A 23,500-nucleotide genomic window follows, 5' to 3' on the forward strand; every position below is an offset into this window, starting at 1 on the left:
GGAAAAATGAATGTTCCAGTTTTCATATGCGGAGATAATGGAGGATGACCCCAATATCGCCCGCGATAGAGAAAGACAGGTTCTAGAACGATCGATCGAACTTCTTGCCGCCGCCAAACAGCACGACCATTACGGCAAGGACGGTATCGAGGCGATCTTTTACACAAGACGCGTTTGGACCAGGCTTATCGACGACCTCAAGCAGGCCGAAAACGAGCTTCCTGTTGAACTAAAAGCCAACCTGATATCCATCGCTATCTGGATTCTGAGAGAATGCGAACAAATCCGCAAACGTAAATCGAAGAATTATCAGGGCATCATTGACGTTACAACCATCATCAAGGATGGATTAAAATGAAAAGTACGCTGCGCATTTCTTTGAAGTCCGGGGAAAAAATCTTCATCAACGGCGCCGTGTTGCGCGTTGACAGGAAAGTCTCGCTGGAATTTCTGAACGACGTGACCTTCCTTCTCGAAAACCACGTCCTGCAACTTGAAGACACCACGACACCTTTGCGGCAGCTCTATTTCATCGTTCAGATGATGCTGATCAACCCAGAGGGCAAGGAACAGTCGCTTTCGCTGTTCCGCAAGTCGATCACGATGCTTCTGACCACCTTCAAGAACGAAGACATTCGTTCCGAACTGAAGCGGATCGACGCGACCGTATCGTCTGGCCGTCCTTTCGACGCGCTCAAGACCATTCGCGGTCTTTACGCCAAGGAAGAAGTCATTCTCAACAGTCATGAAATCACGCCTGCGGCGGTGAGTGAGCTGAGAAGGGAAATTGCACCATGGTAGACGCTGTCACAGGTAGCACTTCGACGACGAGCACGTCTGCTGCGACGTCAGCGTCCAAAACGGACGCCAAGAAGGCGTCCCTGGATTACGACAATTTCCTTCAACTGTTGATCACACAGATGAAGAACCAGGATCCGACAGATCCAATGGATGCCAGTGAACAGGTGGCACAGCTTGCCACCTTCTCGCAGGTCGAGCAGACCATCAAGACGAACACCAATCTTGAGAACCTTCTTTCGGCCAATTCGCTGTCGAGCGCATCGTCCTATATCGGGAAAACGGTGACCAGCGCGGACGAAAGCACCACTGGTGTTGTATCTGCGGTCAAGGTCACGGCGGATGGCATCACCGCCACCACGACTTCAGGCGCGACGATTGCGATTACGCAAGGTATCAAAATCGCGAATACCCCGGCTTAACCATCAGTCTCGAATCATATACTGTCTTTTGCAGACGGAAACGGCGTCACCGAAACAAGATGTCTTCCACTCGGCTTCGTGACGCCGATTAGATCGAGCGGACTGAGATGAACGAGGCCGACGCTCTCGACATTATGCAAAATGCCATCTGGACCATTCTGGTGGCATCCGGCCCGGCTGTTCTGGCTGCCATGGTCGTTGGTATCGTCATTGCCTTCATCCAGGCTCTGACCCAAATCCAGGAAATGACCCTGACATTCGTGCCGAAGATCATCGCCGTTATGCTGGCGATCGGCGTCTCCGCACCTTTTGTCGGCGCCCAGATCTCCATGTTCACGACCATGGTCTTCTCCCGCGTCCAGTCCGGATTCTAGCAGCTTTCGGCGCCATTGCGATCTGGAGCGGCTGTCACAGACGAAAACGCGCACGCCACACGAGGCGTCATTCGATGATTGACCATGTCAGTAGTTTTTTGAAAAGTGGTGCTGCGAAAGAGGATTGAACTCTCGACCTCTCCCTTACCAAGGGAGTGCTCTACCACTGAGCTACCGCAGCATCCGATGCCGAAGCAGTGCTTCACATCAAGTTGGGGCCTATTGCCATAGGTTTATGATGAGCGCAAGCCGCAATGTGAGACTTGGTCATTCCACATGGCAAAAACCGGTGGGGGCTGTTGAAAACTTGCAAATTCCGCTATGGATGCGCTCATGAACGATCATCACGACAATATCGCCGATAAAGCAGAGCCCGCCTCAGGGCAAAATGGGCCCGGCAATGAGGCCAAACGGCAAGAGGCTCTCCGTAAGGCGCGGGCGGCAAACAAGTTGCGTGAAAACCTGGCTCGCCGCAAGCAGCAGGCCCGGGCACGACGTGCGGGAGAAGCGGACGAAACAAATGGTCTGCCCGCCGCAAAAACGGACGAATCGTGCTGACAAGAAACATTCATCAGAAAATTGAAATGGCGCCGGGTTTCCTTTACTGCGTAGCCTGACGGACAACGCGGCAAGGCCGCTCGCCAGGTCGATTCTAGACCGGATACAATAGGTGCGGACGGGCAGGAGAGGCCTATTCGCAATAAGCACTCAGGAAAGGCGGGCGCTAAGCTCGTAGGGACGCATGGATCGCATCAGAATTATTGGCGGCAACGAACTCAACGGCATCATTCCGATCTCAGGCGCAAAGAATGCAGCTTTGCCGTTGATGATCGCCTCGCTGCTGACAAGCGATACCCTGACGCTTGAAAACGTTCCTCATCTGGCAGACGTCGAGCAGCTCGTTCGTATCTTGGGCAATCATGGTGTCGATGTCGCGGTCAACGGCCGTCGTGAAAGCCAGGGTGAAGGCTATTCCCGCACCGTGCATTTCACCTGCCGGACCATTGTCGATACGACGGCTCCCTATGAACTCGTATCCAAGATGCGCGCAAGCTTCTGGGTCATCGGGCCTCTTTTGGCGCGTGACGGCAAAGCGCGCGTGTCCCTGCCGGGTGGTTGCGCCATCGGCACACGTCCCGTCGACCTTTTCATCGAAGGTCTGGAGGCACTGGGTGCCAACATGGAAATCGACAGCGGTTATATCAATGCAACGGCACCTTCCGGTGGTTTGATCGGCGCGACCTACACATTCCCGAAAGTTTCGGTTGGCGCAACTCACGTCATGCTGATGGCGGCATCTCTGGCACGTGGCACGACGGTTATTCACAATGCAGCACGCGAGCCCGAAGTTGTCGATCTTGCCCAGTGCCTGATTGCCATGGGTGCGAAAATCGAGGGGGCGGGCACCTCGACCATCACGATTGAGGGCGTGACGTCGCTGCATGGCGCGCGCCACCGCGTCCTTCCAGACCGCATCGAGACCGGCACTTACGCCATGGCGGTTGCCATGGCGGGTGGCGATGTCCTGCTGGAAGGAACGCGCGCGTCGCTGCTCGACAACGCGCTCGACACGCTGAAGCTCGCCGGCGCGACCATCACCGAAACGGAAACCGGCCTGCGCGTCGTCCGCAATGGCAATGGCATTCATCCGGTGGACGTCGTAACAGAACCTTTTCCCGGCTTCCCGACGGATCTTCAGGCGCAGTTCATGGCATTGATGACGCGCGCACAGGGCGTCTCGCACATTACCGAAACGATTTTCGAAAACCGTTTCATGCACGTTCAGGAACTGGCACGTCTCGGCGCGAAAATCTCGCTCTCGGGCCAGATGGCTCGCATCGAAGGTGTGTCTCGCCTCAAGGGCGCGCCTGTCATGGCGACGGATCTTCGCGCATCGGTATCGTTGGTCATCGCCGGTCTCGTCGCGGAAGGTGAAACGATGGTGTCACGCGTCTACCACCTCGACCGTGGCTTCGAGCGCCTGGAAGAAAAGCTCAACCGTTGCGGTGCGCAGGTCGAGCGCGTTAGCGACTAATACTGCCCTCTCATCGAGGCCCCCTGGTTGCAGATCGGGCCTCGACTGCCTATCTCCAGGTCACACTTGGATATAAGCGGCCTTGTCCGCGCAACGGGGGCATAGACACAATGAGCGGCCTTAAATTGATGGCGCTGGATGGGGAAGACCTCTCCATCATCTCGACACACATGCAGGACAGTGTTTTCAAACTGAAAGATGCGTCCTTTGATCGCAAGGCTGGTCAATTTCTTCTATCCGCTAACCGGTTCGTCTGGGAGAACGCCACCAAAAACGGCAAGCCACAGGAGCGTTGCCGCAGCGTTCTGGCGCTAAAGCGTGTGGGGAATGTTCGCTCTTCCGGCTTTGATCGTGACAACAAGGAACAGGTCCTGTCCCTCCTTGCCGTGCAGTTCACTCAAAATGGTGAAGGGCCTGATGGGACGGTCGAACTCACCCTTTCGGGCGGCGGCGCCATCGCGATGGATGTGGAATGCATCGAGGCGCAATTGGCCGATGTCAGCGGTGGTTGGGAAACAGCATCGAAACCAAAGCACCCACAAGACTGATCTTATAAAACCGGTGGACAGGGAATTGCCTTGCCCGCCTGTTTTAATTTATGCCACATACCCAAGAGCGCATGCGACAGCGTGCAGGCAGGCATTTCGCACCGTCTCGAAAGGCGGCGCAGCAAGAGGGTAAGTGACGTGGCAATCTGGCTGGAACAGGCGTCTGAGGATTTTGAACAGGCGTTCGCAGCGTTTCTGACGACGAAAAGAGAAGTGTCGGAAGACGTCAACGTCGTCGTGCGTGATATTATCGATGATGTCCGAAAGCGTGGCGATGAAGCATTGGCCGATTATTCCCTGAGATTTGACGGCCTGGATTTCACCAAAACCTCTATGCGCGTCACCGCAGCGGAAATCGATGCGGCTATCGCACAGGTGGATCCTGCCGTTCTCGACGCCCTGAAATTCGCCGCAGCGCGCATCGAAAAGCATCATGCGCGGCAGATGCCCAAAGACGACATCTACGAGGACGATATCGGCGTCGGCCTCGGCTCCCGTTGGACGGCCATCGAAGCTGTCGGCCTCTACGTGCCCGGCGGCACGGCGAGCTACCCGAGTTCGGTGTTGATGAATGCTGTCCCGGCTAAAGTGGCGGGCGTGGAGCGTATTGTCATGGTCGTTCCGGCGAATGGCGGCGTGATCAATCCAGCGGTGCTGGCGGCAGCACGGATTGCCGGTGTCGAAGAAATTTACCGCATCGGCGGAGCGCAGGCGGTCGCGGCGCTGGCTTACGGTACGCAGTCTATTGCGCCGGTCGCCAAGATCGTCGGTCCTGGCAATGCCTATGTGGCAGCGGCCAAGCGGCACGTCTTCGGGACTGTCGGCATCGATATGATTGCTGGACCATCGGAGGTGCTCGTCATTGCCGACAAGAACAACAATCCCGAATGGCTGGCAGCCGACCTCCTGGCGCAAGCCGAGCACGATGAGAGTGCGCAGTCGATCCTGATCACCGACGATGCCGAGCTTGGAAGAGCGGTAGAGCAGGCCGTGAAGCGTCAGTTGACTTTGCTGTCGCGCGAAAAGACGGCAACCGCCAGCTGGCGGGATTTTGGCGCGATCATACTGGTAAAAAACCTCACCGCTTCCGTTTCGCTTGCCAACCGCATTGCGGCAGAGCACCTGGAACTGGCGGTAGACGATCCGGACGCGCTGATTGCCGGCATCCGTAATGCGGGTGCGATCTTCGTCGGTCGCCACACGCCTGAAGTGATCGGCGATTACGTCGGCGGTTCCAACCACGTTCTGCCAACGGCACGCTCGGCTCGCTTCTCGTCGGGCCTGTCGGTTCTGGATTTCGTCAAGCGCACGTCGATCCTGCGTTTGGGGCCGGATCAATTGCGCCAGCTCGCACCGGCGGCCATTACGCTAGCCCACTCCGAAGGGCTGGATGCGCATGCGCGGTCCGTCGCCATTCGTCTCAATCTGGAAGGATGAGAAATGGAGCCAGACACTTTCAGGCTCTGCGATGTGGTTCTGGACGAAAGTATCGGCCGGTCCACACCCGACGTGGAGCATGAACGTGCCGTGGCGATCTTCGATCTGATCGAAGAAAACAGTTTCGAACCTGTTGGACACGCAGGGGGGCCTTACAAACTCAATATTTCGTTGGTGGATAGCAAGCTTGTGTTCACGATCAGAACCCAAGACGAGCAGGCGGTGGCGACACATATTTTGTCGCTGACGCCGTTCCGGCGCATCATCAAGGACTACTTCATGATCTGCGAAAGCTATTATGAGGCGATCCGGTCTTCAACGCCAAGCCAGATCGAAGCTATCGACATGGGGCGTCGTGGCATCCACAATGATGGTTCGCAAACCTTGATGGACCGTCTCTCCGGCAAGATAAAGGTGGATTTCGATACGGCGCGCCGCCTGTTTACGCTCGTCTGTGTGCTGTATTGGCGGGGTTAGGCGTGCAAGACGCGGCGGGCGTCGACTTGAAAGACAAGGCACCGCGCGCCATATTGTTCATGTGCGGCATGAATTCCATTCGTTCGCCCATGGCCGAGGTCATCGCCAAACAGCTTGTTGCTCCCGGCATCTATATTCAATCGGCGGGCGTTCGCGCGGGTGACCGCGACCCATTCGTGGATGCCGTACTGGACGAGGCGGGACTGACGCTTGGAAAACACAAACCCCGGACGCTGGATGAAATCGAGGATGATTTCTTTGATCTTATCATCACCCTGACGCCCGAGGCACATCATGCAGCTTTGGAGTTGACCAGATCGAACGCGCTCGATGTCGTCTACTGGCCGACCATGGACCCCACGGTGGCGACAGGCACGCGAGACCATATTCTCGAGGCCTATCGTGAGGTCCGCGAGCACCTGAAAAAGCTGATTTCGGAGCGCCTGCCGCAACGGCCAAAGCTCTTTTCCGAGACACTTTAAAACGAACCACAATTTAGGTTCACAAATGTGCGGCGATTGTGTAGTTTCCGCGCAATTTTCCCGGACTGTTCAGTCCGGCATTATCAACAGGAAGAAAAATACTAGATGACCAAAGAAGAAGTCCTTGAGTTTCCGGGCGTCGTTATCGAACTTTTGCCGAATGCCACGTTCCGCGTAAAGCTGGAAAACGAACACGAAATCATCGCCCACACCGCTGGCCGCATGCGCAAGAACCGTATCCGCGTTCTGGCAGGCGACAAGGTGCTCGTTGAAATGACGCCTTACGACCTGACCAAGGGTCGCATCACCTATCGTTTCAAGTAATCGCCCGGCAGATCGGACGACTGGCAGAGCATGACAGACGCAAAACAAAAGCTGATTCTGGCTTCCGGATCGCCACGCCGTCTTGAGCTTTTGCATCAGGTTGGCATCGAGCCCGCCCGTCTGATGCCGATGGATATAGACGAGACGCCCGCACGCCTTGAGCACCCGCGCACGCTTTGCCGTCGCCTGTCCCTGCAAAAGGCGGAAGCCGCTTACAAGGCTGTGAAAGGCGAGCTTGCCTGGAGGGGTGCCTATGTGCTCGGCTCCGACACAGTCGTCGCCGTTGGTCGCCGTATTGTCGGTAAGGCCGAGTATATCGAGGAAGCGTCTGCAGCGCTTCACCTTCTGTCAGGTCGCAGCCATTGGGTCTATACGGGCGTCTGTCTCGTGACACCAAGCGGCAAGGTGCGCCAGAAAGTGGTCGAGACCAAGGTGCGCTTCAAGCGGCTCTCGCAACATGAAATAGAAAGCTACATCGCCTCCGGTCAATGGCGCGGCAAGGCGGGGGCATACGGCATTCAGGGCATTGCCAGCTGTTTCGTCCAGAAATTGACTGGTTCCTACACCAATGTCGTCGGGCTACCGCTCTATGAAACGGTGTCGCTTCTGGCTGGCGAAGGCTTCGAGGTGGCATCGGCCTGGCAGGAAGGTTGATCTCCATGACAGATGCATCCAACAAATCGACCGTCACACCCTTGCGCAAGGCGCAACCGTGCCCGGAATGTAAACGCCCATCCACGCGTGAAGACTACCCTTTCTGTTCGGATCGTTGCCGCACCGCCGATCTTTCACGCTGGCTGACGGGCGCCTACGCCATTCCCGTCGCCGACGACGAGAGCAATGCCGATGCAGAAGGCCTTGCAAAGAAAGCAGACGACAGCGAGTATTGAGCGGAACGGTTCGCCGTGACGAAATAAGAAGGGCCTGAAAATCACATCGATTTTCAGGCCCTTTTTGGTTCAGCGTATGCGGATGGGTATCATGCTCACCCGGACTTCAACTGGGCGACCGCCAGAAGTGTATCGGCGCTGATCGACGTGCTGCCACTCAGGATCGACAGGGTAGGCGATTGCGAGACATTGTTCTGCACGTCGTAAAGCGCGGTAAAGCGCTTCAACATTTTACTGACATAGTCCGGATCTTGAAGCTTGGGGATGTCGATATAAGATGTGACCAGTTCGGCCTGCTTGGTCACGTCCATGTTGGCAATCGAGGTTGGCAGATTGAAGCTGGTCTTGAAAAACTGGAAAAGCGCGTCATCGCTCAAGAAGCCGTAGGCACTTGAAATTGTTGGCGCCATTCGTTCGAAATACAGAGCCAACCGCACGCCGGCATTGCCCTCGCCCTGTTGTTCCTCCAGAGTTTGACGAACAAATTGATTGGTTGTTTCCAAAACTGCGCCACGTTGCTGGCCGCCGCGCTCGGCATCTGCGGTCAGATTGCCTTTCGCATCGAAGTTGAAGGAAGCAACGATCTGGGCAAACTTGTTGTTTTCCAGCGTGTTGACGTAGCTCTTCGGGTCCGACAAATCGGAGTCGAACATTTTCTTCAGGTCGGCAGGAGCGACGCTTTTCGGGTCAATCCCATTCGCTTCAAGTATGAAATTCGTCAGGCGTGTGTCGGCCAGAAGTTCCTTGGTGGTGGTAATCGCCCCCATCTTGGATTTGTAATATTCGACTTCGGTGTCGGCCTTCTTGGTCGCTGCGTCTTTTGCTGCGCCGCTGAGCGATCTCACTTTATTACTTTCGTAATCTGCCGCATAATTGTTGGTGACGCTCTCCGACTGCGCCAGAAGCGGTGCCTCCAATTTGCCATCTGAGGTGAAGTTGAATGCCTTGTTCAACGCAATGAAGCGATCATCCTTCAAAGAATTGACGTAACTCTTCTTGTCATTCAAATCGCTCGTAAGAACGCGTTTCAGTTCAGATTGACTGACTTCGTCGGGATCGATGCCAAATGCCCGGAGCGCGACATCCCAGACTTCTGTGACGTCGTCGTTTTTATTGTCGTCATCTTTTGTATTGGAAACGAGAAAATCATCGAGGCTGGTGAAGCCGGTGATCCGTTTTTCGTAGTTTGCCACAGCTTCGTCGACAGCTGTCGCCTGATCCTCGGAAAATGCGGTCTTATAAAGCTTGTTGACATCGGTCGTCTGGGTGGCGGTCTGGGCAGTGGTTCCATTGGCCAGGGTGCCATCGGTTTCGAAATTGAAATAGTCCAGCAATTTCGTGTTGCCGTAGGTTGTCGCGAAGTTCTCGCTCGACATCAGGCTCGCAACGCTACTCGGCATAATGATCGGATTGAGGTCGAATGCTTTTTTCACATATTCGACCATCCGGCTGTCCGAAACAAGATCCGTTGCGCTGGTAACGCTGGCGATGTTCTTTTCCCAGTAGCGCTTGTTGGAATCCGCCAGCAAAGTCGAAGGGAACGTGGATTGATTGTAGACGTAATCGAGATTGAGGTCTTCGGTCTGGCTGGCCGTTTGCATGCTGCCGTTCACGGTGCCATCAGCGTTGAAATTGAAAGCTTCGGTCAGCTTCTTCCAGCCTGGATCCTTGGCTTGGTTGGCAACGCTGCTGGGATCGCTGAGATCGCTCGTCAGAACCTGTTTCAGATAGCTTTTGGATATGTTGGCGGAATCAAGACCTACCGCATCCAGCATATAGGTGCGCAGCCGCGTGTTGTTGACGAGGCTGTCGATGTCGGTGACCTTGCCGATCTGAGCCGCAAAATATGTATTTTCCGCTTTGATGGATGTTTCTTCAGCGGTGAAGGACGCCTTGTAGGCATCGGTCACGCTTGTGGATTGGGCCGTGTTTTGCGCTGTCTTCTTGTCGCCTTCAAAGTTGAAGGCTTCGGCAAACTGCAGGTAACGCTTGTCCGTCAATGAGTTGGCAAAGCTTGTGCTGTCGGTGAGGTCGCTTTCCAGCACTTTTCGCATGAAAGCCTTGCCATAGGTCATGTCTTCAAGACCATAGGCTTTCATGGCGTAGGAATAGAGGCGGTAATCTCCCAGGAACTCATCGACCGTTTTAACGTCGCCGATTTTTTCCTTGTAATAGGCCGTATCTTTCGCAACCGACGTCTGACTGGCGACTGTCGACATCGACGATTTTATATCGCGGTTTACGGTGAGATAGCTTGTGTAGGTAGAAATCGCCATGGAGTGCCCTGCATAGTGTGGCCCTTGAAAGACATGGCCAGCATACACGCCATCATCGCGCGAATAACCCAACCAGCATATTACAAGTTCTATCTGAACCAAAGCCTAATATTTCACTCGCATGTCGACGCATCTGTCAGGAACGGCAACACGGACTTTCATCCACGCTCGCGCAAGCTTGGGAGACTAAGCCTGGAGTGTCGATCTGCGTCCAATCGGTCGGCTGGGCTTTTCCATGACGGAAAATCCGCGACGTTTGCACACGTTCTCATGAAGAGATGGAGTTAGAATGGCTGCGCCTTCGAGCATATTGCCCCTTCCCAAAGTCGCCGCACGCGGTCGCGACATCGGGTTTGCCGTGGGCATCGTCTCCATTCTCTGCATCCTGTTCCTGCCTATTCCAGTCTTCATGATCGATATGGGATTGGCGTTCTCCATCGCGTTCTCGGTTCTTATTCTGATGGTGTCGCTGTGGATTCAGCGCCCGTTGGACTTCTCGTCCTTCCCGACCATCCTTCTGATCTCCACGATGATCCGCCTTGCGCTGAACATCGCGACAACGCGCGTCATCCTGTCTCACGGCAACGAAGGGCACAGTGCGGCGGGTGGGGTCATCGCTGGCTTCTCGAGCCTCGTCATGTCGGGCGACTTCGTCATCGGTCTGATCGTCTTTCTCATTCTGATCGTGGTGAACTTCATCGTCATCACCAAGGGTGCCACGCGTATCGCGGAAGTCGGCGCACGCTTCACACTCGATGCCATTCCCGGCAAGCAGATGTCGATCGATGCCGACTTGTCTGCCGGTATCATCAATGAAAAAGAAGCCCAGCTTCGCCGTCGCGAGCTTGAGGAAGAAAGCGCTTTCTACGGTGCCATGGACGGTGCCTCCAAATTCGTCCGTGGTGACGCTGTGGCAGGTCTTCTCATCACCGCCATCAATATTTGCGGCGGTATCATCATCGGTGTTTTCCGCCACGGCATGCCAATCGGCGAAGCGGCAGACGTTTTTGTTAAACTCTCCGTCGGTGACGGCATCGTTTCCCAGGTGCCAGCGCTGATCGTTTCGCTCGCCGCAGGCCTCATCATTACCCGTGGTGGCGCACAGGGCTCTACCGACACCGCCGTCATCAATCAGCTCAGCGGATATCCCAAGGCTCTGGGTGTCGCCGCTGGCCTTATGTTCGTCCTTGCTGTCATTCCGGGCTTGCCCCTTGTGCCCTTCATGCTCCTGGGCGGTTTGCTTGCGTTTGGTGCATGGTACATTCCACGCCAGCTGGCGCAGGAAAAGGCTGCCGAACGCGTGGCCGAAGAGCAGCAGACCAGCAAGACTCAGGAAGCCGAAAAAGACACGGTCAAGAACTCGCTTCGGACCACCGAGATCGAGCTTGCCCTTGGCAAGCAGGTGTCACCGAGATTGCTGGGTGCTCACCAGGAGCTTGGTTTCCGTGTTGGAAAAATGCGCAAGAAGTTCGCATCCCAATACGGTTTCGTGGTGCCCGAAATCAAGGTCACAGACGATATCGCCATTCCCGACAAGTCGTATCAGATCCGAATTCACGGCACGACGGTTGCAGCCAGCACGCTACGCGTCGGCGAAGTCCTCGTCATCACTGGCAAGGGTCGTCGCCCATCCGTTCCGGGTGACGATGTGCGCGAACCCGCTTTCGGCATGCCTGCCGTTTCCGTTCTGGAAAACTTCGTGGAAGACCTCAAACGCGAAGGCTTCCACCCGATCGACAATATTTCGGCACTTCTGACGCATGTCAGTGAAGTCATCCGCAACAACCTGCCGATGCTCCTATCCTACAAGGACGTGAAGGTCCTCATCGACCGTCTCGATCCGGAATACAAGAAGCTTGCGGATGAAATCTGCTCCTCGCATATGTCCTATTCGGGCTTGCAGGCCATCCTCAAACTGCTGCTGGCCGAGCGTGTTTCCATCCGCAACCTTCACCTCATTTTGGAAGCCGTTGCAGAGCTTGCGCCGCATCTTCGCCGTACCGAGCAGATCGTCGAGCATGTCCGTATTCGTATGGCCCAGCAGATTTGCGGCGATCTCTCGGACAATGGTGTCTTGCGCGTCCTGCGCTTGGGCACGAAGTGGGACGTTGTTTTCCAGCAGGCGATCAAGCGCGATCCGAAGGGCGATGTGATCGAATTCGACATCGATCCGCGTCAGGTCGAGGAATTTTCGAACGAAGCGAGCAAAGTAATCCGTGAATATATGGATGTCGGATTGCCTTTCGTGCTTGTTACTTTGCCCGAAACCCGTTCATATGTCCGGATGATCACGGAACGCCTTTTCAGCACGCTGCCGGTGCTGTCGCATGTCGAATTGGCCAAGGGCACGGAAATAAAGATACTCGGCGCCATCTCATGATGTCAGATCCCCAGGGAACCATAATGGCACTGTTTCTGGCATTTTGCCGGATCGGTGCCTGCTTGATGGTGATGCCTGGGTTTTCCTCCGCCAGATTGCCTATGCAGGTCCGTTTGCTCCTCGCTCTCGCACTTTCGATGGCCATTTTGCCGTTGATGTGGGACGTGATCTACCCGTTGGCGAAAACCGACAACACCAATTTCCTTAAATTGATGTTTTTTGAATCTGTGATCGGTGCCATGTTCGGCATGATTGCCCACCTTTATGTGCTGGGAATGCAGTTTGCGGCAACCGCCATCGGCACCGCAATTGCCTTGACCGGCCCTCCCGGCCAGGACGTGCTGGAAGACACATCCGAAAGTCAGCTTTCGAGCATGCTGACCTATGGTGTCCTGTTGCTGCTCTTCATTCTCGACTTCCACCACGTCATTTTCCGCGCGCTTGTGGATTCCTATTCGACAATTCCCATGGGTGGCGGGATGAGCATGCAAAGAATGCTGATTACGCTGACAGACACGTTGGTCGCGTCGATGAGCGTCGCCTTGCGTGTCGCCAGCCCCTTTATTCTGTACGGCTTCCTGTTCCATGTGGCGGTGGGGCTGATCAACAAGCTGGCACCGCAGATACCGGTCTACTTCATCTCCACACCCTATGCGCTGGCCGGTGGGTTGCTGCTGCTCTATTTTGGAATGGCGGCGCTGGTCAGCCAGTTCGTGGGTGGCTTCTTCCGTGTCTTCGCGAACATATGAGGCCTGATGATGGACCCACTCAAATCCAAAAAGCTTTCGAGATTGGTCAAGGTTCAGGGGCATCTCAAGCAGATGGCCGAAAACGAGCTTGCGATCACGACGCGTGAACGCACCGAACTGGCCGAAAAGATCGAAACCCTAAGTGGTTATGTGACGTCGCTGGATCCGTTGCACCAACAGATGCTGAAACATTATGCCATGCGACACGGCAGGTTGCTCTCTCGTGATGTGCGACTGGAAGCCATCGAAAAAGGCCAGGAGCAGCAGGTCGTCAAGGAAACAAAAAAGGGTGAGCGTCTCGAGGAAAAGCGGGATGCGGCGCGTGCAGACGAGTTGCGTGTGCAGGAAGACAACAGCGTGTACGAGTTGATCGATCTTCAGATGAGCATGAAAGACACCAGCCTCCAGCAAGGTTAGGTTGGTATCGTCATCCGATTGAAACGGAAAGGATGACGACGTGGCAATTTCTCCTCCAAGCGATCTTGTGCTTGATGTTGTGAATGCGGCCGACCCGACACAGGTCATGGCGGCAAGAGAAAAACTGCGCTCAGTGAGCGCAGCCAACGAAGCGTCGGTCTTGACGGCAAGCAATGCAGGTTTTGCATCCGCCATCAACAGCATCGATACGGCGGCCGGCAAGGCTGGTGTTGGTAACATCCATCACATCAAATCCGACGAAAAAATCCCCGAGACCTATCGCAAGTTCGAGGCCAGCGTTCTGTCGACCATGCTCCAGAACATGATGCCGAAGGACAGCGAAGAAGTCTACGGCAAGGGTTCTGCCGGTGACTTCTGGAAAAGCATGATGGCTGAACAGATGGCGGATGCGGTTTCCAAGCGTGGCGGTATTGGCATTGCCGAGCAGGCCTATTCTCAGGCGATGCAAAAGATGCGCAATGCTGAAGCGCCGACAAAAATGAATGAAGACGACAAGAGCCTTGCAGTCAGCATGGTGACCGACTTCCAGCGGCGCACGTTTTCCGTAGCCGAATCCAACAAGACTGAAAGTTAAGAGGCGGAGTGCTGAGCGACATGGAAATTCTAAACAACGACTACAGAACACAGGCCATTCTCGGCCGCCTCGAAACGGTTATCGACAACGAAAACCAGCGCATCGGCAAGGATCCCGATTTCGATTTCAAACTGTCGAACGCCCATAAGAGCCGCTGCCTCTATGAACTCAGCATGCTTTTACGGGACGTTGATGGAGCGCAGATCGCCGCTGCTCACAAGCGCCAGATTCTCGATATCAAGTCCAAGCTCGCCATCAACACCCGGCGTGTCGAAGCCAATCTCAACGCCGTAAAGGCCGTTGTCGATCTGTTGAAGAATGCCGCCAAGCGGGCTGAAGACGATGGCACCTATTCGCTGGAACAGTTCGCACGCGAGGCGCAATGATCAAGCTGATCGCGACAGGCGTCTGGGTTCTTCTGGTGACTTTGGGTGGCGTCTACGCAGCCGTCACCTTTGGAGGGAACGGTGCCACAGATCAAAATGGGGAAGTCGTTCCACCACCGCATTTTGTGAGCAGTGAAACTGTGACATTGCCTGTGGTGGCAAACGGCAAGGTTTCCGGTTATTTCCTCGTCCGCGCCAGTCTTCAGGTAGACGAAGACGCGCTGAAGGAGGTGACGGTCCCGGTTCCTGCGTTTCTGACCGACGAACTCTACACTCTGCTGGTTGGAGAAAAGCTCGTCGATATCAAGGATGCGGGCAAGTTCGACGTCGTTGGCTTGAAGACCAGAATAAAGGACGGTCTGAACACGCGCCTCGAAAAACCTCTGGTCAAGGATATTCTCATCGAACAGATGGATTTCATCTCCAAGGAAGACATCGAAGCCAGAGACCCCAACAAAAAACCGCAGAAAATCCTCGTCAACACGGACGCGCCGCCGCCCAAACCCGCCGCCGCCAGTTCCGGCCACTGATCGACAGGTACTGCGGAATATCGAAAGTTTTAAACGCTTGAAGCCTCCTGAATTGGGTGATCCTTTCAGGAGGTTTTTTGCGTTCTTGCCGGTTTTGGAAACATGCGACCCGCGATGGGTGGGACCCGCCAAAGAATGTTCTGGCGTCAGCGCCCCTCAGGGATCAGTAGAACGATCTGACCAGTGATCCCACCAGCAGATTCCAACCATCGATCAGAACGAAAAACAGGATCTTGAACGGCAGGGAGATGGACGTCGGCGGCAACATCATCATGCCCATTGCCATCGTGATGGTAGCGACCACCATGTCGATAACGAGAAACGGCAGGATAATCAGAAAGCCGATCTCGAAACCGCGCCGAATTTCCGAAAGCATGAAGGCAGGGATCAGAACGCGGTACTGCGGAACTGTCCCGTTCATCGTCTCCTGATTTCGTTCGATGGCGAGATCGACAAAAAGGGCGAGATCCTTGGGGCGCGTGTTGGCCACCATAAATGTGCGGAATGGTTCGGCGGCTCGCTCAACGGCTTGCGCCTCGGTGATCTGGGTCTGCAACAGCGGTTGGATGCCATCTTGCCAGGACCGCTCGAATGTCGGCGCCATGACGTAGAACGTCATGAACATCGCCATACTGGTGAGGATCATCGTTGACGGTGTGGTGCCCAGGCCCATGCCGGAGCGCAAAATCGAAAATGCAATGATGAACCGCGGAAAGCTGGTCACCATGATCAGAATGCCAGGCGCAATCGACAGGACGGTCAAAAGCCCGAAGGTGCGAATGATCCACGAGGCAGCAGAACCGTCCAGCGGCAGATTGAGCAAATCTGCCGGCGTTTGTTGGGCGAAGGCAAACCCTGGGGTCAGGGCTATCGCAAGCAGCAGGACAATTTTTCGAATCATTCGATCACAAAGGTTCTGAAGAGAACCTTGGATACGCGCCCTTTTGATCTGAGGTCAACGATTTCTCTCAGGTCATCCCTAAGATATTGAAAGCCGCGTGGGCCTTGAAGCTGCTGAAGTGAAACGGTTCGCAGATATGTGAGGATTTCCTGGTGCAAATCCTGGGCAAGGGCCGTGTCGCCGGGCCCCGTAAATTGCAGTGCCAGCTCGAGCCTGATCCAGTTTTCGTTCGGATATCCGAGGTTCGTGACAATCGGGTCCAGAGGCAGAAGGCTGGGTGCGGCACCCGCCGCGCCATGTTCGCCTGCGGGAGCTGCAGCGGCCTCATGTCCACCGGCCGCAGCTTCCGGCGCGTGGGCAGGAGGCGGGGTAACAGTCGGCATCGATGGCACAAGCAGTGTCTGGCCCACGAACCATCCGCCGCCGATACCCATAATTGACAGCACGGCGATAGCGCCAGCGGTCACGATGATCGATGGCTTCTTCGGTGCAGCGGGTTCTATGGTCGTGAGGCTCATGATCGTGTCTAACGTCTGTTCAGGAGAGCAGCCCATGCACAATGCGATGGGCCGAATATCTGTTTAAGCGGTCAGATCGGCGAGAACAGGTCGACAACCTGCTGACCCACCGGCGGCTGTTGAATTTCCGTGATACGGCCACGGCCACCGTAGGAAATGCGTGCCTCGGCGATTTTGTCGTAGGAGATCGTATTTTCGGAATTGACGTCCTGTGGACGCACGATACCGGCAACGTTCAGGATGCGAATCTCGTGGTTGACGCGAACCTCCTGCGAACCGCTGATCAACAGGTTGCCGTTTTCCAGAATTCCAGTCACGACGGCAGCGACGAGCAGCGTCAGCTTTTCGGCGCGGCTGATGGAGCCCTTGCCATTGGATTCGCTGGTGTTGTCGAAGCTCAAATTGGAATCGGCCTGTGGTTTCCAGCCGAGAATTTCGGCATCGGCCTTCCAGCCCGTTTCACGGTTGTTTTTCCGCGTCCGGTCGGTTTCGTTATCAAAGGTCGCCTTGTCGTTGATCTGGATGTTGACTGTCAGAATGTCACCGATGTTGAGCGCACGTGCATCCTTGAACAGCGCCGCCTTGCTGTCGCTCCACAGAGAATAACCGCTGGCATTGTGAAGGGGCTGCTTGGGATAGGAGGCCAACTGCGGAGCTTGGCTGAACTGCAGGCCGCTACCGATAGGGCTCATCGCGGGTGCGTTGCCGATTTCTTTCAGTGTCTGGTTTTGCGTGACGCTGGAGCAACCAGTCAGAACACATGATGCGGCGAGAGCGAGAATAAGCGCTTTGTTCATGACGGATCTCTTGATGTGGTTTTGTCCGTCGCGCTGGACATGATCGACGCAACTGTGGCTGCCTTTTTGGCATCCATTTCGGCAAGGATCAGGCTCGACTGGCGGGGAGGAAGTTTCATGATGATGGCCGCGGCAAGGCCGGCGTCGACCTGTTCCAACTGCGGTGCCGCGGCATCCGGCTTCATCGTCTTGTAGACGTTGACCAGATTGACTTCGGCGCGTTGCATGAAATCGTTGCGGCGCTTCAACCAGTCTTCATATTCGGCCTTGCGGGCCTCCATGACGGCGATCCGGTTGTCGACATCGGCTTGCAGCTTTTCAAGGTCCTGCTTCTGCAAGAGATAACGCTGGTCGCGGGCCTGATCGACGATGTTGGTGCAATATTGCTGGATTTCCTGTCCGCTGGTCTCACCGGTGGTGATGCGCACCTGCTCCTGCGCCTTGGCGGAGGGTAGGGCGGCGGTCAGAACGAACACGGCGAGCAGTGCCCTGCGGGGCGTGACGATATCAAACGCTTTAGCCATCATTGTAGCACCAGTTCTGCTTGCAGCGCGCCGGCGGATTTGATGCCCTGAAGAATGGCGATGATGCCGTCGGGCTTGACGCCGATATTGTTGAGACCAGCCACCAACGAGCGCAGGTTCGGCCCGTTGAGGATGGCAACCGGACCACCGGTCGCCTGGGCCGCAATGTCTGTCTGTGGCTGAATGGCAGTTCGGCCGTTCGAGAAGGGTTCCGGCTGAATGACCTGCGGCGTTTCCGTGACCTGCACGGTCAAGGTGCCATAGCTGACCGCGACCTGCGAGATACGAACGTCGGCGCCGATCACGATGGTGCCGGTGCGCTCGTTGATGACGACCTTGGCGGGCGTGTCGGTCTCAACGGACAGGTTCTCGATATTGGCCATCAGCCGCGTAAGGTCTGCGGTTCTCGGCTTCTGGATAAAGACGACCTGGCTGTCACGGGCTTCGGCAATCGGTTCTCCGAATGCCGTTTTCGCGTAATTGTTGATCGCGTCTGCGATGCGTGTGGATGTCGAAAAGTCGGGATTGCGCAGTTGCAGAACCAGATTGACCGAATCCTTGAACTGCGATGGCAGTTCCCGCTCGATGATGGCGCCACTGGGGACACGCCCGGCAGTGGTCACACCCTGTGTCAACTGGGCCGCCTGACCTTCCGCGTTAAAGCCGGAAACAATCACCGAACCCTGAGCAACCGCATAGATCTGACCATCAGCACCTGACATGGATGTCATGATCAGCGTACCGCCACGCAGCGACGAAGCATCACCCAACGAACTGACATTGACGTCGAGCCGGCTGCCGGGACTTGCGAAAGGCGGAAGATTGGCCGTGACCATCACGGCTGCGACATTTTTCGAGCCGCTCTGATTCCCCTGCATGGAAATGCCGAGGTTCTGCAACATGGCGCGCATCGACTGTTCGGTAAACGGCGAAGAACGCATGCTGTCGCCAGACCCTTGAAGGCCGACGACCAGACCATAACCGATCAACTGGTTTTCACGCCCGGCTTGGAGGGAAGCGATATCTTTGACACGCGCATTGAATTGGGAATAGGCAACGGGCGTCGTCACAAAAAGCGTGGCGATGGCCAATGCAGCGGTTATCAGGTTCCGGCGGAAATTCATTTCTCAAAAACCTCCACGGTCCCGTTTTCCATGGCCGTGCCGGAGATGGTCACACCAGTGTCTCGGTTGCGCACGCGAACGACTTCGCCCGCCATCGCATCCTCGATGGCGGTGCCGGAGGCAGAGAGGTTCATGCCGCCCATGGAATATGTGATCCTGATGGCCGCACCGCGCTGGACTGCGAAAGGGTCGCGAAGATCGGCAACCGTGATGGTGCGACCCGCAACCAGCGTACGCTTGGAAACCTTACCGACGACGATGCTGGTATTATCCGCATAGCCGGGTGCAAGGTTGGGATTGGTGACGAGAACTTCCGTCACCCGCTCTCGGGTAATGGTTTCGCCGGGAAAGATGGTGCCTGTTGGAACAACGGCGTATTTTTGCTGCGAAAAAGCTGCCTGGGGTGAGAACACCACCAGGCTTGCCATGAGCGCCAGCGCCATTGTGCAGAAACTGCCAGGCACGATTTTCGGGCGAAACTTCATGTTACCCTACCTTCGGTTACTTCAGGTTTTGGCTGACGATCGTCGCCATCTCGTCTGCGGTTGTGATGACCTTGGAGTTCATTTCATACGCACGCTGCGCCGAAATCAGGTCGGTGATTTCCTTGACGGAATCGACGTTCGAGCTTTCCAGGTAATGCTGCTTGATATAGCCGAAGCCGATCGATTGCGGTGTCGCATCGACCGCATTGCCGGACGCTTCCGTCTGCTGGAACAGATTGTCGCCCAAAGGCTTCAGACCCGCTTCGTTGGCAAAGTTGCTCATGTTCAACTGGCCAAGCTGTGTCAGGTTCGTGGCTGTGCCGATGCGCGCCGAAACGTTGCCATCCGTGCTGATCGTGACTTCCGTCGCATCGATGGGAATGGTGATGGCTGGCAAGATAGGCAGACCGTCAACCGTCACCAGTCGGCCCGTGGAATCGCGGTTTAGCGCGCCTGCACGGGTGTAAAGCGTGTTGTTGTCGGGACCTTCGACCTGCAGCCAGCCCTTGCCGACGATGGCGACGTCAAGGTCGTTGCCGGTCTGGCTGATTTCACCCTGAACATGCAGTTTGCGCACGGCAGACGTCTGCACGCCAAGACCGATGTTGGCGCCTTCCGGGACCATGGTCTGGTTGGCGCGGTTCATCACGCCCTGAGCGCGTTCTGTCTGATAGAGAAGGTCTGTGAATTCGGCGCGGCCGCGCTTGAACGCGGTCGTGTTGATGTTCGCGATGTTGTTCGCGATGACCTCAAGGTTCGTCTGCTGGGCATCCATGCCCGTCGCTGCAATGGCTAGTGCTCTCATCTTTTTGTCCTTAAGCGTCAGATCTGCATTTTCACGATGTCGAGATAGGCCGAGACGATCTTGTCGCGCAGAGCCACGGCGGTCTTGAGTGTCTGATCAGCCTGCATGACGGCATCCACAACCTCACGCGTGTTGGCCTTGCCCTGAATCCCGGCAAAGGACATGGCTTCACCCTTTTTCAGGGATTCAATGGCGTCGGAAGCGACGCTACCCAGCACGCTGCCGAAGGTCGGGCCACCGGCGGCGGTCGCAGCCGTTGAAACAGCGCTTCCTGCAAGCGATGTCAGGCTGGAGGTGACGTCCTTGACGCTGTCGAGTGCAGACGAGTTGGTCAATGATTTCAGGCTGCTAATGGCGTCGATCATCACTGACCTTTCAATAAGTCTATGGTTGAGGCAACCATGTCGCGTGTCTGTTTGATAACTTGAAGGTTGGCGTCATAGCCGCGGTTTGCTTCGCGAAGGTCGGCCATCTCGATGAGCATGTTGACATTCGGAAGCTTGACCATGCCCTTCGCGTCGGCAGCCGGGCTGTCGGGGTCGTATTCCTGCGTGAAGTCGGAGCGATCGAAACCCAGTTTCTTGACCTCGACCAGATTTGTCTGCGAAGCGCGGTCCAGTTCATTTGCGAAGGTGATGGTCTTGCGGCGATAAGGGTCGGCGCCTGGGGTGTCGCCCGTCGTGCGCGAGTTCGCGATGTTTTCAGACACGATGCGCAGACGGGTGGCCTGAGCCTCCATCCCGTTTCCCGCAATCTTCATCGAGGACTTTAAAGGGTCCATGTTACTTGCCCACCGCTGTCAACATCATGCTGTGAAAAGAGCGAACGAGTTGCGCGTTCAGTTCGAACTGCCCCTTGATCTCGCCTGTTTTTGCCATTTCCTTGGAGAGCGACACTGTGTTGCCGGATTCCTGAATGCCGATTTCGTTGGCCAGTTCTGCATTCTGCATGCCGATCTTGCCGCCGCCTGCCATTGCCAGATCCATGTGAGCCGGGTTTGTGCGGGCCATCTGCATGCCAACCGACTGCAGTTCGGAATCGAAGGACACGACGTCCTTCGCCTGGAACTTTGGCGTATTGGCATTGGCAATGTTGGTGGCGACGACTTCTTGACGGACAGAAAGCCATTCGGCCTGCCGGGATGCCAACGCAAACAGCTGAATCGGCTGCATGACAATTCTCCGTGTTTAACTTGATTTGGTTCTAGGCCGACAATCTTGCGCGGGACTTGCGGTCGATGGCTTTCTGTTGCAGCGCCAAATGCCGGATCACTGCACGAGTGAATAGGCGTTATTAACCATTTGTTTGCCTTATCGGTTTAGACTTCGTTTATATTTCCGACCGTGGAATTCGATCTAACCCTATGGGTTTGCGATGGTTTTTGAGAACGATAAATCTGTTTCGCCAAAAGGCGACGAGCTGCCCGAAAGCAGGGGTGTGTCTTCCTGGCGAAGTCATTTGCTGTCAGCTGGTGTTGTTTTGTCTCTGACCACCGCTGGCTTTTTTCTGCCCGGACTGCTGCTGGAACCCGGCCTCAAGGGATATGTCTCGCAGGCAAGCGTGAAGGTTTCCGATCCGCGCACCAACGCTGCCAGTGTCCAGCGCCTCGCTTCGCAGGTTCGCGACAACCTCATGTCGCCGGTGCTGCTTGGGTTGACCGTCTCGGAACTGAAGCTTCAGCCTGAAGATCTGACCGGCGTTGAAACACAAGGCCATTTCGCCGTGCTGATGGATTTGCTCGGCGGCGGCAAGAGTGGCGAGGCGCTGGTCGGGGCAACCGAAACGGCTTTGAAGGATGCTGTCTCCATCACCTCTGCACCATCGGGCTCTGAAATTGATGTCGCGGTCACCGCGGCGACGCCCAAGGTTGCCCGCAAGATCACCGACCATATTGCGACCCTCGTCATCAAGCAGATCGGGGTGGAGCAGCAGGCACCTGAACTTCAGGCAGTCGAAAAGGCACGGGTTGCGCTCGACAGCGCCGAGGCTGCCTTGACCGGATTTCAGATGCGCCACGGCAATGACGCGGTGTCGCGCATACAGAGTTTGCAGCAAAAGATACGTGAAGACGACGCTCTGGCGGCCTCTCTTCAGAGCAAGAGCGCAGAACTGGCAGATGCCATTTCGACCGCCTCCGCCATGAAGACAGACGATGTGTTGAATACAACGCTGCCCGCAATGAGCCTGTTTTCACCGTTGGAGCCCATCCGCGAAAGCTACGCTGCGGCAAAGCTTTCGATGGCGGAAATCAGCGTCGATTACGGTCCAAAGCATCCGAAAGCCATCGCGGCACAGGCAACGCTGGACGCAGCACGCGCCACTGCCATGCCGACCATGCGCCGGATTTTGGAAACCTTGAAGCGCGAGCAGGCCACGGTTACCGCTGCACTCGAGACACAGACAAGCGGCCGCGCCGACCTCGACAGCCAGCTGCAGGCCATGGGTCAGGCGCCTGCAGATCTTGCGCGTCTGGAAGCCGCACTTGAAAAGGCGCGTACGGATTATATCCTCTCCAGCGAAGCCGCAGGAACGTTCTCGGCCACGCCACGTGTCAGCGCAAAGCTCGTGAAGGAGGCGCAGGAAGGCGTCGCCAACTATGATGCCTTTACGGCTATCGCGATGGCGCTCGCAGGTGCGGCTGCCGGGTTGTTGCTGTCTCTCTTTACGCTGAGCTTCAAACGGTCGGAAGTCGAAGAGAAACAGGCCATTCTTTCAGAGGTGTACTCGGTGGAGCCCGAGGAGCAGACACTCGGCATGGTGCCGGAACAAACGCCAGCGGCAGAGATCGTCGAAATAGAGCCCGGGATTTTCGACGATTTGGAGGCAAGGCCGCATTCCACTGAAATCGCCGAGACCTACGAGGCAGAGCCCGTTGAAGCAGGCACGCCGATGGAAACAGCGCTGGAGGACAGTTCAGAAGCAGAAGAAGTCGCGCTTGAACCTTTGCATGATGAGCCTGCCAACGATATTCCGCTCGATGAGCGCGTGCGTCAGGTTCTGGTCAGCAATGCCGTTCAAGATACCCGAACTGAGCGTGACGTCCCGATATTCACCTTGCCGCCATTACTGGCCGCAGCCCTTGCTGGAAAAGCCGACCACGCGCAGGCTGAAACAGAGGAACTGCGCGCTCTGCGCCAGGAATTGGTGATGCTGCGCGAGCGTTTGTCCGAACACGCCGCCCGTCAGGATGGCAAAAGCAATCAGGCCTGAAGAACCGATTTTCGTT

30 protein-coding genes, 1 tRNA gene and 1 pseudogene are annotated in these 23,500 nt (G+C 56.0%); 20 read left to right on the top strand and 12 right to left on the bottom strand.

The window, feature by feature from the left end; all coding sequences use genetic code 11:
* The first annotated feature begins 10 nt into the window (after positions 1-10).
* The 4 genes from flaF to fliQ all read left to right on the top strand — a co-directional run bounded on the left by flaF (position 11) and on the right by fliQ (position 1,594).
* Positions 11-358 (top strand): flagellar biosynthesis regulator FlaF, encoded by a 348-nt coding sequence (flaF, locus tag GGQ73_RS03615; RefSeq protein WP_174152094.1) that lies wholly within the window; start codon positions 11-13, stop codon positions 356-358.
* The gene (gene flbT, locus GGQ73_RS03620) at positions 355-801 is read left to right on the top strand and encodes a flagellar biosynthesis repressor FlbT (protein ID WP_174152095.1); all 447 of its coding nucleotides are present in this window, start codon (positions 355-357) and stop codon (positions 799-801) included. The genes flaF and flbT overlap by 4 nt, the downstream gene beginning before the upstream one ends.
* Positions 795-1,220, top strand: a complete 426-nt coding sequence (gene flgD, locus GGQ73_RS03625) for a flagellar hook assembly protein FlgD (RefSeq protein WP_183894048.1) — start codon at positions 795-797, stop codon at positions 1,218-1,220. Before flbT ends, flgD begins: the two co-directional genes overlap by 7 nt.
* Before the next feature lie 107 nt (positions 1,221-1,327).
* A complete protein-coding gene (fliQ, locus tag GGQ73_RS03630; protein ID WP_174152097.1) occupies positions 1,328-1,594 on the top strand; it encodes a flagellar biosynthesis protein FliQ in 267 nt (88 codons plus the stop codon).
* A 106-nt stretch (positions 1,595-1,700) separates the two neighbouring features.
* On the opposite strand, the gene GGQ73_RS03635 is transcribed toward fliQ, so the two are convergent.
* Positions 1,701-1,775 (bottom strand) — tRNA-Thr (locus GGQ73_RS03635).
* 152 nt (positions 1,776-1,927) lie between these two features.
* Between GGQ73_RS03635 and GGQ73_RS03640 the strand changes: the two genes are divergently transcribed.
* The 9 genes from GGQ73_RS03640 to yacG all read left to right on the top strand — a co-directional run bounded on the left by GGQ73_RS03640 (position 1,928) and on the right by yacG (position 7,787).
* Positions 1,928-2,152, top strand: a complete 225-nt coding sequence (locus GGQ73_RS03640) for a hypothetical protein (RefSeq protein ID WP_210290030.1) — start codon at positions 1,928-1,930, stop codon at positions 2,150-2,152.
* Between the two features lie 184 nt (positions 2,153-2,336).
* Positions 2,337-3,629 carry a UDP-N-acetylglucosamine 1-carboxyvinyltransferase gene (gene murA, locus GGQ73_RS03645; protein ID WP_183894050.1) on the top strand — a complete coding sequence of 431 codons (1,293 nt, stop codon included), beginning with the start codon at positions 2,337-2,339 and terminating at the stop codon, positions 3,627-3,629.
* Between the two features lie 110 nt (positions 3,630-3,739).
* Positions 3,740-4,177, top strand: coding sequence for a DUF2948 family protein (locus tag GGQ73_RS03650; RefSeq protein WP_183894052.1), 438 nt, complete (start codon positions 3,740-3,742; stop codon positions 4,175-4,177).
* A 138-nt stretch (positions 4,178-4,315) separates the two neighbouring features.
* Positions 4,316-5,614, top strand: a complete 1,299-nt coding sequence (hisD, locus tag GGQ73_RS03655; protein ID WP_183894054.1) for a histidinol dehydrogenase — start codon at positions 4,316-4,318, stop codon at positions 5,612-5,614.
* Positions 5,615-5,617: 3 nt separating this feature from the next.
* Positions 5,618-6,091: a UPF0262 family protein gene (locus GGQ73_RS03660; RefSeq protein WP_174152101.1), complete on the top strand. Its 474-nt coding sequence runs from the start codon at positions 5,618-5,620 to the stop codon at positions 6,089-6,091.
* A 59-nt stretch (positions 6,092-6,150) separates the two neighbouring features.
* A complete protein-coding gene (locus GGQ73_RS03665) occupies positions 6,151-6,573 on the top strand; it encodes an arsenate-mycothiol transferase ArsC (protein WP_183894451.1) in 423 nt (140 codons plus the stop codon).
* Positions 6,574-6,678: 105 nt separating this feature from the next.
* Complete coding sequence (gene infA / locus GGQ73_RS03670) at positions 6,679-6,897, top strand: translation initiation factor IF-1 (protein ID WP_067648657.1); 219 nt, start codon at positions 6,679-6,681, stop codon at positions 6,895-6,897.
* A 30-nt stretch (positions 6,898-6,927) separates the two neighbouring features.
* Complete coding sequence (locus GGQ73_RS03675; RefSeq protein ID WP_174152102.1) at positions 6,928-7,551, top strand: Maf-like protein; 624 nt, start codon at positions 6,928-6,930, stop codon at positions 7,549-7,551.
* Positions 7,552-7,556: 5 nt separating this feature from the next.
* A complete protein-coding gene (yacG, locus tag GGQ73_RS03680; RefSeq protein ID WP_183894056.1) occupies positions 7,557-7,787 on the top strand; it encodes a DNA gyrase inhibitor YacG in 231 nt (76 codons plus the stop codon).
* A 95-nt stretch (positions 7,788-7,882) separates the two neighbouring features.
* Here the strand turns inward: yacG and GGQ73_RS03685 are convergent, their stop codons facing one another.
* Entirely contained in the window at positions 7,883-10,063 is a 2,181-nt protein-coding gene (locus GGQ73_RS03685; RefSeq protein WP_183894058.1) for a DUF1217 domain-containing protein, read from the bottom strand.
* 289 nt (positions 10,064-10,352) lie between these two features.
* Between GGQ73_RS03685 and flhA the strand changes: the two genes are divergently transcribed.
* From flhA to GGQ73_RS03715, 6 genes are read left to right on the top strand one after another with little or no spacing between them, the layout of a single operon-like run.
* A complete protein-coding gene (flhA, locus tag GGQ73_RS03690; protein ID WP_174152105.1) occupies positions 10,353-12,443 on the top strand; it encodes a flagellar biosynthesis protein FlhA in 2,091 nt (696 codons plus the stop codon).
* Positions 12,440-13,192, top strand: a complete 753-nt coding sequence (gene fliR / locus GGQ73_RS03695) for a flagellar biosynthetic protein FliR (RefSeq protein ID WP_183894060.1) — start codon at positions 12,440-12,442, stop codon at positions 13,190-13,192. Before flhA ends, fliR begins: the two co-directional genes overlap by 4 nt.
* A 6-nt stretch (positions 13,193-13,198) precedes the next feature.
* The gene (locus GGQ73_RS03700; RefSeq protein ID WP_183894062.1) at positions 13,199-13,609 is read left to right on the top strand and encodes a hypothetical protein; all 411 of its coding nucleotides are present in this window, start codon (positions 13,199-13,201) and stop codon (positions 13,607-13,609) included.
* 40 nt (positions 13,610-13,649) lie between these two features.
* Positions 13,650-14,204: a rod-binding protein gene (locus GGQ73_RS03705; protein WP_174152108.1), complete on the top strand. Its 555-nt coding sequence runs from the start codon at positions 13,650-13,652 to the stop codon at positions 14,202-14,204.
* Positions 14,205-14,224: 20 nt separating this feature from the next.
* Positions 14,225-14,590: a hypothetical protein gene (locus tag GGQ73_RS03710; RefSeq protein ID WP_174152109.1), complete on the top strand. Its 366-nt coding sequence runs from the start codon at positions 14,225-14,227 to the stop codon at positions 14,588-14,590.
* A complete protein-coding gene (locus GGQ73_RS03715) occupies positions 14,587-15,120 on the top strand; it encodes a hypothetical protein (protein WP_174152110.1) in 534 nt (177 codons plus the stop codon). The genes GGQ73_RS03710 and GGQ73_RS03715 overlap by 4 nt, the downstream gene beginning before the upstream one ends.
* A gap of 163 nt (positions 15,121-15,283) precedes the next feature.
* Here the strand turns inward: GGQ73_RS03715 and fliP are convergent, their stop codons facing one another.
* The 10 genes and pseudogenes from fliP to flgB all read right to left on the bottom strand — a co-directional run bounded on the left by fliP (position 15,284) and on the right by flgB (position 21,446).
* Positions 15,284-16,021, bottom strand: a complete 738-nt coding sequence (fliP, locus tag GGQ73_RS03720; RefSeq protein WP_174152111.1) for a flagellar type III secretion system pore protein FliP — start codon at positions 16,019-16,021, stop codon at positions 15,284-15,286.
* Positions 16,018-16,539, bottom strand: coding sequence for a flagellar basal body-associated FliL family protein (locus GGQ73_RS03725; protein ID WP_183894064.1), 522 nt, complete (start codon positions 16,537-16,539; stop codon positions 16,018-16,020). Before GGQ73_RS03725 ends, fliP begins: the two co-directional genes overlap by 4 nt.
* Before the next feature lie 71 nt (positions 16,540-16,610).
* Positions 16,611-17,336 carry a flagellar basal body L-ring protein FlgH gene (gene flgH / locus GGQ73_RS03730; RefSeq protein ID WP_174152113.1) on the bottom strand — a complete coding sequence of 242 codons (726 nt, stop codon included), beginning with the start codon at positions 17,334-17,336 and terminating at the stop codon, positions 16,611-16,613.
* A complete protein-coding gene (locus tag GGQ73_RS03735; protein WP_234910878.1) occupies positions 17,333-17,860 on the bottom strand; it encodes a MotE family protein in 528 nt (175 codons plus the stop codon). Before GGQ73_RS03735 ends, flgH begins: the two co-directional genes overlap by 4 nt.
* Positions 17,860-18,897 (bottom strand): annotated as a pseudogene (locus GGQ73_RS03740) (flagellar basal body P-ring protein FlgI); the annotation flags it as partial. The gene GGQ73_RS03735 and the pseudogene GGQ73_RS03740, both read right to left, overlap by 1 nt.
* Positions 18,898-18,980: 83 nt before the next feature.
* A complete protein-coding gene (flgA, locus tag GGQ73_RS03745; RefSeq protein ID WP_234910879.1) occupies positions 18,981-19,469 on the bottom strand; it encodes a flagellar basal body P-ring formation chaperone FlgA in 489 nt (162 codons plus the stop codon).
* 16 nt (positions 19,470-19,485) lie between these two features.
* The gene (flgG, locus tag GGQ73_RS03750) at positions 19,486-20,274 is read right to left on the bottom strand and encodes a flagellar basal-body rod protein FlgG (protein WP_174152116.1); all 789 of its coding nucleotides are present in this window, start codon (positions 20,272-20,274) and stop codon (positions 19,486-19,488) included.
* A gap of 17 nt (positions 20,275-20,291) precedes the next feature.
* Positions 20,292-20,639: a flagellar hook-basal body complex protein FliE gene (locus tag GGQ73_RS03755; protein WP_174152117.1), complete on the bottom strand. Its 348-nt coding sequence runs from the start codon at positions 20,637-20,639 to the stop codon at positions 20,292-20,294.
* On the bottom strand, positions 20,639-21,055 hold the full coding sequence (flgC, locus tag GGQ73_RS03760; protein ID WP_174152118.1) for a flagellar basal body rod protein FlgC: 417 nt from the start codon (positions 21,053-21,055) through the stop codon (positions 20,639-20,641). The genes GGQ73_RS03755 and flgC overlap by 1 nt, the downstream gene beginning before the upstream one ends.
* Position 21,056: 1 nt before the next feature.
* Positions 21,057-21,446, bottom strand: a complete 390-nt coding sequence (gene flgB, locus GGQ73_RS03765) for a flagellar basal body rod protein FlgB (protein WP_174152119.1) — start codon at positions 21,444-21,446, stop codon at positions 21,057-21,059.
* A 307-nt stretch (positions 21,447-21,753) separates the two neighbouring features.
* Here flgB and GGQ73_RS03770 point away from each other — a divergent pair, with 307 nt between their 5' ends.
* Positions 21,754-23,484, top strand: a complete 1,731-nt coding sequence (locus tag GGQ73_RS03770) for a GumC domain-containing protein (RefSeq protein WP_183894069.1) — start codon at positions 21,754-21,756, stop codon at positions 23,482-23,484.
* Positions 23,485-23,500: the final 16 nt, after the last annotated feature.

The sequence above is a fragment of the Rhizobium skierniewicense genome (assembly GCF_014196515.1).
In the GTDB taxonomy this organism is placed as follows: domain Bacteria; phylum Pseudomonadota; class Alphaproteobacteria; order Rhizobiales; family Rhizobiaceae; genus Agrobacterium; species Agrobacterium skierniewicense.